Genomic DNA, 8,590 nt, shown 5'->3' on the forward strand with positions numbered 1-8,590 from the left:
CTGCGCTATCTGAGGGCTGCGCGCGTGGCCATAACCTATAAACAGCGCTTCTTCCCGACGTGCTATGGCCCTGAGTTTGCTGACGAAGCAATGCAGGGCTGGCTTCGACGCGTTGGCATTAAGCCGATCCGTATCTATCCGCGATCGCCCTGGGAGAACGGATACAACGAGCGGTTCAATGGGACATTAAGACGGGAGGTTCTAAATGCAGAGTGGTTCGCAACGACCGAGCAGGCCCAGGTCGTCATCAATCACTGGCTCAGGCAGTACAATCATATCCGCCCCTATCAGGCGCTCCGTATGAGTCCGCCGGTACCAGAATCCATATTAGAGAAACACCAAACCAGTGGCCCAGAAACAAGGGGCTAGACAGCTTGGCCGACGAAATCTCGACACATTGACCAATACCGTGTCGGCATCATCGCCCATGTATCCGGCTAATGAATTTTGACCGCAAAAAGGTTTTCAGTTTCATCCTGCTAATTCTGTCAAGTTGAAAACACCATACGACAATGCTCTTACAATCAACCCGGACCTCCCGATGGGAACAGAGCAGCGGGAAAAATCAAGATACTTAAGTGGGACGGAACAAGGCTTGTTCTGATCTACAAGCGTATCGAAGGATCGGGATTTGGACCCTAAAAGCTGACGACCGGTAACCACTGTGCGAGGATGCGTCATCGATGCTGGCGGTGACCTGAGACCCGTTTCCTCCTCCGGTTTGAGGTAGAGTCCGTCCCAATGAAGGAGACGGACAGAATGAAGAGATCACGGTTCAAGGAAGAGCAGATTATCGCGATCCTGAAGCAGCAGGAGAGCGGCGCAGCGACGGCAGATGTGTGCCGCGAGCATGGGATCAGCTCGGCGACGTTCTACAAATGGAAAGCGAAGTATGGTGGCCTCGAAGTGTCAGATGCCCGGAAGCTGAAGGCGCTTGAGGACGAGAACGCGAAGCTGAAGAAGCTGTTGGCCGAGCAGATGCTGGACAACGCGATGTTGAAGGATGTTGCCTCGCGAAAGTGGTGACGCCCGGCGCGAAGCGGGATGCTGTGGCGCACTTGTGCAAAGAGCACGAGGTGAGCCAGCGGCGGGCGTGTTCTGTTCTAGGTGTGGATCGGTCGAGTGTGCGGTATCGTAGCGTCAATCCCGGTGTAAAATTGGTCAGTTTCCCGGAGAGATATTGGCCAGTTTTCAGTTTGAGCCGCGCCTTTGCGCGCGTGCTTTCCATAGAGCTGACGCGTGCCAAGGCGCGCTGGCCGGAGCGACCGAATGAACGCTGGAGCTTGGATTTCGTGTCTGACGCCTTCACTGACGGACGCCGGTTTCGAGTTTTGGCCATCGTGGATGATTTCAGTCGCGAGTGCCTGGCACTGGTGACGGACACGTCTCTTTCTGGGCTGCGTGTTACGCGTGAACTGACGGCAATCATGGCGCGGCGTGGACGGCCCAGAACGATCGTCAGCGACAACGGGACGGAACTGACCAGTATGGCGGTCCTCAGGTGGTGCCAGGAAACGCAGATCGACTGGCACTACATCGCACCGGGGAAGCCCATGCAGAACGCATTCGTGGAAAGTTTCAACGGCAGCTTCCGCGACGAGCTCTTGAACGAAACCCTGTTCTCATCGCTGGCCAAGGCCCGCGACAAGATCACTGCCTGGAAGGAAGACTACAACCGACACAGACCCCACTCATCGCTCGGCAATCTCACGCCGCGGGAATTTGCAATGAAATCGAGACTGGAAACCAAGGCCGCATGAGGCCAGAAACCAAACGACGGATGCTCCCAAAGGCTGGAGAGAAGTCGGGTCGCAGGTCAGCGGCATGAAAAATTACTAATCTCTAAGATGTAAACCGATGGGTGGATCAAACCAAACTTAGCGTTAAAACTGTAAAAAACTGCGATGGCTTTGCCGTAAGGGAACCAACGGGTCAACTTGAGAGGACATATACTGTGTCAGAAAACAAGTCTTCGCGGGAAGGACAGCTCGATCTTATCCTACGTGAGCTGGTCACCAAACGAAAATTTAGCAAACTCGACTTTGAAGGCGCGCTTCAGTTTTTTTGCGAAACGTTGGCGGCGGCGCTTGATGCTCCCAGGGTCGGGATCTGGTCCCTGAATGACTCAGCCGACGAACTGGTTTCGAGAGTTTTATGGGACCAGCAAAACACCGTTGAACTGCCACCAGCGGTACTGACCAAGGATGACGCTAGTACATACTTAAAGGCGGTAATCGAAGACATTGTCGTGATCATCAACGACGCGACAAACGACCCGCGCTGTGTCGAACTATCAAAGGAATATCTGCCTAGCAACAACGTGTCGGCCCTGCTGGATTGCCCCATTCGGACTTATGGCGGATTGGCTGGGGTCATTTGTATCGAAGATGTTGACCAACCGCGGATCTGGACGTCAGAGGAAGTCAACTTTGCCCTAGCCGTGTCCGGGCTCGTTTCCCTGACGATTGAACACAACGAACGTAACATTGCTGAAAAGGCAGCGCATGCCAATGAGGACAGGCTCAAACTGTATTCGGACCTTGCGACGGACTGGTTTTGGGAAACAAACACAGAGTTCAGGTTTGAAAGACTACATGGAAGTGCCGCTGTGGATGGTCAAATGCCCGATGATTATGTCGGAAGGAAGATTTGGGATGTTCCCATTCTGTCACCGCTGGATGGCAATTGGGACACTCTGAAAACTAGGGTGGCCGCAAGAAAGCGGATTTACGACTTTGTTGTTTCGGCGACGGATGAGATGGGAAACACCTACTATGCGGAAATCGCAGGACTGCCAAAACTCACATCTGCGGGCGATTTCGACGGATACTGGGGCACTGCCAAAGACGTAACCAAACGGGTTCAAAGGGGTCTGGACCTCGCTGCGAGTGAGCAAAAATACAAAAGCGCCTCGCGCATCGCAAAGCTGGGCAGCTGGATTTGGGACCACAGCCTAGACGCATGCACCTACTGCTCGCCGGAACTGGCTGAGATTTATGGCGTGTCGGTTGAAGAATACCTTGAGCGAACGGAGACCACGGAAAAGGATCTGCAATGGTTTCACCCGGATGATCGGGCGCGCTACAAAGAGGTGATATCCAAGGCGGCAAGGGAAGAAGTTGGATATGAGGTCACTGCCCGGATCGTCCGAAACGACGGCAGTGTTCGCACTCTGCACGAAAACACAGAGGCGGTCTTTGATTCCGCAGGGGCCTTCGTGGCTACGGCTGGCGTTCTTCAGGACATTACTGAACAGGTTGAGTTGCGATCTCAGCTGAAGACTCATGAAGACCGACTGAAAGGTATCGTGGACAACATCCCTGGTGCCATTTACAGGGTCAAATACGACGACACCTTTACCAGTGTTTACCGCAGCGAAGGCTATCTGAACTTGTTCGTTGACCCGAAGTCGCCGCCCAGCAGCGTGACCTCCGGCGAACAGTTACCGGGGTTGGATATTCGCGCCTCTGATCGCGAACGGATCGACAGGATTCTGCGGCAAGCGGTGACCCTGAACCAACCTTACGAAATGGAATACTCCATTAAGCGTCGCGATGGGTCGGAGAAATGGGTTTCGGACCGTGGTCGCCCGGTCGTTTCTGCCGACGGCGCGATCGAACTTGAAGGTATCATGATCGATGCGACCGAAAAACACGCTGCCCAAGAAGCGCTTGCGCATGGGCAAAGATTGGAGTCGGTTGGCAAACTGACCGGTGGAATGGCGCATGATTTCAACAATCTCCTTGCTGTTGTCCTTGGAAACCTCGAACTTTTGCGGGATGAACTGGCGGTTCCTAATCAGATTGAACTAATCGACGCGGGCATTGGCGCAGTCCATCGCGGCGCAGACCTGACGAAGAATATGCTCGCCTTCGCCCGAAAGTCCCGATTGAATCTCGAAACTCTTGATCTCAATGATCTGGCAGGAAAGTCCAAGAACTGGATTGGTCGAACCCTTCCTGAAAACATCGAGGTTGAGACGTCCCTGTTGGCTGGTTTGTGGAAAACCGAAACTGACGCCAGCTCGGCAGAAAGTGCCTTGCTGAACCTCATTATCAATGCGCGCGATGCTATGCCGAACGGCGGTCAGCTTACGATCGAAACCTCTAATGTTCGGATAGATGATCACTATGTCGAAAGCCGGTACGAAGATATCGATCCGGGCCGCTACGTGATGCTGGCGATCAGTGACACTGGGCATGGCATCCCAAAAGAGTCCTTGGGCAGAATTTTTGAGCCGTTCTACACAACCAAACCACCAGGATCTGGATCCGGGCTGGGGCTTTCGATGATCGTGGGGTTCATGAAGCAATCAGGGGGCAGCGTCCAGGTGTATTCAGAGGTGGGCATCGGAACCACCTTCAAGCTCTATTTCAAGGCGCTGACCGACGACACTCTGAACCAGGATGAGTTACCTGGCGCCCTCTTACCGCTCCCACATGGGGCTGCACGAATACTCGTAGTCGAAGACGAACAAGGCGTGCGCTCAGTGTTGAAATCGACGCTTGCCAAGGCCGGATATGACATTCAAACTGCAAGCTCGGGCGACGAAGCTCTGTTGATTTACGAAGCGGACCCAACATTTGATCTTCTTCTTACGGATATCGTGATGCCCGGGGTATTGCAGGGTACCTCACTTGCAAAAGCTTTGCGCGAAGACCATCCGCAACTGCGTGTGATTTTCATGTCGGGATACGCAAGCGAAGCAACGGTGCATGGGAACGGCCTGCGTCCTGAGGATATCCGATTGATGAAACCGGTCGCGCGCGCCGAATTGATCAAAGCCATCGAAAATGTGCTCGGCTAATGGGCCTTATGCGCGGCGTGATAACGTTGACGGAGCCCGAGCGACCAGCCACCTTGACCCTCTCTCGGTGTAATCCCAAGGTTGTTCGACTTTATGAACATGTAAGCAGATCCGCGCGAGCCGCGACACCAAAGCCTGGACAACCGAGGAGCTTATTAACAAGGTGCCAGTGCTTAGCAATTGATCGAGAACCGTTTGCCACACTAGATGGAATCCCGACAGCCCCTAAAGATCTACTCAAGTCAATGCAATTGCAATGTCATTGCTAGTGACAAAGCGTTTGTACCGACATGGTGTTGTATGTATCGTCAGTCTGACAAGAGCGCGGTGACATAAGATGAAACAGGAAGTCGATGACAAGCGGCTGATAGCTTCTGTTGTTTTGCTGGAACGGTTCATCCGCGATATCTATCCTGCAAAGCACTCATCAGCCATCCAGCCGCTGCAATGGTCAATCTTGCGCTACCTTGCCCGGACACCCACCGACCGATGTGAGGTTCGGTGGATCGCACGCTTTCTTGGCCTGACCCGCGCGCCGGTAACCCGTGCAATCGCGACACTTGAATCTCGCAACCTAGTTGAACAACAGATCAGCGGGCAAGATGCGCGCACAAAGACGATCACCTTAACAGAGCTCGGTGTTGCAGCGCTGGCAAAAGATCCAATTGTACTGGCAGCAGAGCGCATTAAGGTTCTTCCCGCACCCGATCAGGAGCAGTTTATTCGATCGGTTAGATCCCTTACACTAAGCTTCGAGGGCGATGGCAATGATTAACCCAAAAAGAGTTTTGCTCGTTGACGACGACCCCGGCATTCGCACTATGATTTCTGCTTTTCTTGCAACAACGGACTATGAAATCACCGAGGCTGATAGTGCCGAAGCTGCTCTGCGCGAATTGTCAGTCAGCCAAAAATTCGACCTTGCGATAATTGATTTCTGGCTGGGAAAAGATCATGCGATTGGCATAATGGATGAGATTATTTCTAGATTTCATGATTTGTCCATTATAATTATATCGGGGGGAAATGGCAGCATGGACCTTGAGAAAACCGAAGCCATTTCGGATGCCAGCGGCGCAGTCGTTTTCTTGCAAAAACCCTTCCGCAAGGCTGACTTAGTAGCGGCTGTCGCCTCAGCAACAGAGTAAAGATGCACGGAAAAGTGCAGCTTGGGTTGTAATTCGACTGGTTTGTTGCTAGTAGCAATGGTAGTTAAGTGAGAGGTGCGAGTTTTTTTGTCTTCCGTAGCGGGTAGGAAAAGCCATCTCTAGCGAATTTAGTAACATTTTTCGGAGCAACTATCGTGAGTGAGACCACCCCAAACGATACCCAATTGAACATTCTGTTTTCAGAATGTGCGCCGCACATTCTAAGCGATGCCCCCCCCACGGACACCCCAAACTTGGAAATCTTCGTGACGCTCACCCCCCCTGATGTTCAGGCGGCGATGGAGTTCAGAAGATTCGATATTGTTATGGTGCGGGTTGATCCGGGCTCCCGGGAAAGTCTGGCGCAGATGGTTGCCGTTCGGGATTTGGCAATTGAGGCGGGCATGCCGCTGGTCAGTCTTTCTACGTTCAACGCTCTTTGGATCGAAAACCTGTTTAGGCAGCAGGGAGTAAATCAACATTTTCGAAATTTTCCAACGCACAGCGAGTTATCAAGAACTCTCATTCAGTTCGAAGAGTTGTTTCATGAAAAATACAAGAGCTCGACCCAATGAGCAGCAGCAACGTCATTTCACTCTGTTTCAACCAAAAGCAACAAAAAAATGTGCAGGACCATGTCTGGGTGCTGTTCATGCTGGCAGAAATATCAAAGTACTTTGAGGAAGAAAATCTGAATCAGGCAGCCGCCGTTATCGAAGGCGCCATTTTCAACATCGAGGATGCAATACTAGCACCGCCACCTAATAGTGAATCGTCGGCAACTCCCGCTCCGGTGCTCTGAATGCGCAGCGATCTACCCAACAATCTGGGTTGGAGAGCTGCAATCAGCGCACTCAGAAATCCAAAAATGGGATTGCTTTGACGAACGCGGCGCCGATTCGGTGACCTGAAGGCACCGCAGTTGCAGCCAAGGTGTTGGATCCCACGGTTTGATGGTGCGATCCATTCGATGGAATGGAAGGAAGCACTATGGGACAAGTTTGTCACGCAACGCCACGACTACGCACGCCGTCATAGCAACAATACAGCGATCGCAAGCTTCGATCGCGGAACTGAGCCGAGAGCTTGGCATCAATCCGAAGACGGTTGCGGAGTAGCGAAAGCGGCAAACCGTTGAGGATCAGAAGACCGGCCGGAAAAAGCCGCGTTCATCTGTTCTCAACGAGGAAGAAGAGGCCATGACCGGCGAGTTCCTCCGCTGGCACACGCTGCTGCATCAGTAACAGACCAATTCTTGGCTTCACAATGGGCAAAGCCGCATTGCGGTGGCGCTTTTGAACACAACCAGCTTGCACAGAACATGTGCGAACCCCATATTTGCGCCAAAATTACAAAATGAGCACAAGATATGGCAAATTTCAGCGGTTTCATACGGAAGTCCCCTTCGGATCGCCTTCGGCGTTTTCTAAAGGTGCGCGGCGTTAATGTTCTCGACGATTTCGATTGGACAAGCGAGGGGCGCGGTACGGCTTTGGTGCGGTCTATCGAAGGGTTGCTGGAGGATTTGCCCGACCGCCAGCAAGATAATTTAAAGGCGGAGTTCGAGCTTTTGGCCAGCCTCTCAGATGACAACGGCATGACTGGAGCGGTGCAGGTTTGTGCCGGGCAAGGCATTGATTTGGAGGGGCTTCAAGGGGTGCAAGAGGTGCTTCTGATGCTTGCTGCCGAGCACCCTCGGACGATCGACCGGGTGAACGTGCAGGCCTCACTGATGCGGCGGCATGGCGGAAAACAATGGGCACGGTTTCAATTCCCGGATGACGGCAAGCCGTGGGTCCTTGATCAGCCAAGCGCCCGAGACGGGTTTCTCAAAGACACCGTGGAAATTCTCGAATTGCCAGGCCATCGCAAGCGAGAGGCCGATTGGTATCAATCTATCCGTGTCAATCCCATGACAGAAGAAGAAACCAAACTCACCCAGGCCACGATTTACATCGAAGAACACGCACAAAGCGAGTTGGCCTTTGGCGAGGAAAGTCTTGAGCGACAAACGGTTCAAAAAGTCATGGAAGTCGGCGTTGCCTGTGATCCTAACGAACGCATTGTCGAAATTTGTGCCAAAGGCGGGAAAAAGCTGCGCGACAAATATCTTCAATCCTTTGCCGCAAATTTCGCACCGCAGTCCAACGCACCCGTCGAAATTCCCCGCCGTGATGTGCTACTGGATACGTTGCGCCAAGCGCCGGAGTTCGAGACTGATCCGGCAGATGGAATTCAAGGAGTGGAGGTTTCGTCTCTGTCCTTCCGGTCTTCCGATGGCGGTTTTGTGCGGGCTGAAAAGCGGGCCGATAACGAGACGCTTTACCAATTCCTCGACCGGCGGTTTGGCAGGGCTTCGCCCTTGTGCGCCCCGGGTTGGCAAATTCTGGCGGCGACCCTGCGTGTCATCTTGACAGCAACCCAGGGCAAATCATCTCGCACCCTGACGGTCACACTGAGCGCGCCCAACACCACGACACTGCCGAACAAGACCGAGACAGATCGACAATTTGTCTATGACCTGTTGGAGCGCTGGAATCTGCTGGCCCCGCCGCCGACTAGTGCCGATCTATTCGAGGTCATCGAGTGAAAGCGCTTTCGCTGCTTTGCGAAATAATCGCTCAGGGCGGCAAGA

The 8,590-nt window shown here is 53.1% G+C and carries 7 protein-coding genes and 2 pseudogenes; all 9 read left to right on the forward strand.

Going from position 1 to position 8,590, the window contains the following annotated elements; translation table 11 throughout:
* On the forward strand, positions 1-369 hold a 369-nt coding region (locus FOY56_RS22985; RefSeq protein ID WP_222435029.1), incomplete at its 5' end, for an integrase core domain-containing protein.
* Between the two features lie 390 nt (positions 370-759).
* Positions 760-1,760: pseudogene (locus FOY56_RS22990) on the forward strand (IS3 family transposase).
* A gap of 194 nt (positions 1,761-1,954) precedes the next feature.
* Positions 1,955-4,807 (forward strand): PAS domain S-box protein, encoded by a 2,853-nt coding sequence (locus tag FOY56_RS22995; RefSeq protein WP_186766456.1) that lies wholly within the window; start codon positions 1,955-1,957, stop codon positions 4,805-4,807.
* Positions 4,808-5,144: 337 nt separating this feature from the next.
* On the forward strand, positions 5,145-5,582 hold the full coding sequence (locus FOY56_RS23000; protein ID WP_146348497.1) for a MarR family winged helix-turn-helix transcriptional regulator: 438 nt from the start codon (positions 5,145-5,147) through the stop codon (positions 5,580-5,582).
* On the forward strand, positions 5,575-5,955 hold the full coding sequence (locus tag FOY56_RS23005) for a response regulator (RefSeq protein ID WP_186766457.1): 381 nt from the start codon (positions 5,575-5,577) through the stop codon (positions 5,953-5,955). The genes FOY56_RS23000 and FOY56_RS23005 overlap by 8 nt, the downstream gene beginning before the upstream one ends.
* 155 nt (positions 5,956-6,110) lie before the next feature.
* On the forward strand, positions 6,111-6,530 hold the full coding sequence (locus tag FOY56_RS23010; protein ID WP_146348499.1) for a hypothetical protein: 420 nt from the start codon (positions 6,111-6,113) through the stop codon (positions 6,528-6,530).
* On the forward strand, positions 6,527-6,757 hold the full coding sequence (locus FOY56_RS23015; RefSeq protein WP_146348500.1) for a hypothetical protein: 231 nt from the start codon (positions 6,527-6,529) through the stop codon (positions 6,755-6,757). Before FOY56_RS23010 ends, FOY56_RS23015 begins: the two co-directional genes overlap by 4 nt.
* A gap of 188 nt (positions 6,758-6,945) precedes the next feature.
* A pseudogene (locus tag FOY56_RS24145) lies at positions 6,946-7,190 on the forward strand (IS481 family transposase); the annotation flags it as partial.
* Between the two features lie 134 nt (positions 7,191-7,324).
* The gene (locus tag FOY56_RS23025) at positions 7,325-8,545 is read left to right on the forward strand and encodes a hypothetical protein (RefSeq protein WP_146348501.1); all 1,221 of its coding nucleotides are present in this window, start codon (positions 7,325-7,327) and stop codon (positions 8,543-8,545) included.
* Positions 8,546-8,590: the final 45 nt, after the last annotated feature.

It is taken from the genome of Falsiphaeobacter marinintestinus, from assembly GCF_007923355.1.
GTDB classification, from domain to species: Bacteria; Pseudomonadota; Alphaproteobacteria; order Rhodobacterales; family Rhodobacteraceae; genus Phaeobacter_A; species Phaeobacter_A marinintestinus.

Coding starts and splice junctions, on each gene's coding strand:
- FOY56_RS23005 (WP_186766457.1), top strand. CDS start 5,575: ATGATTAACCCAAAAAGAGTTTTGCTCGTTGACGACGACCCCGGCATT.
- FOY56_RS23000 (WP_146348497.1), top strand. CDS start 5,145: ATGAAACAGGAAGTCGATGACAAGCGGCTGATAGCTTCTGTTGTTTTG.
- FOY56_RS23025 (WP_146348501.1), top strand. CDS start 7,325: ATGGCAAATTTCAGCGGTTTCATACGGAAGTCCCCTTCGGATCGCCTT.
- FOY56_RS23015 (WP_146348500.1), top strand. CDS start 6,527: ATGAGCAGCAGCAACGTCATTTCACTCTGTTTCAACCAAAAGCAACAA.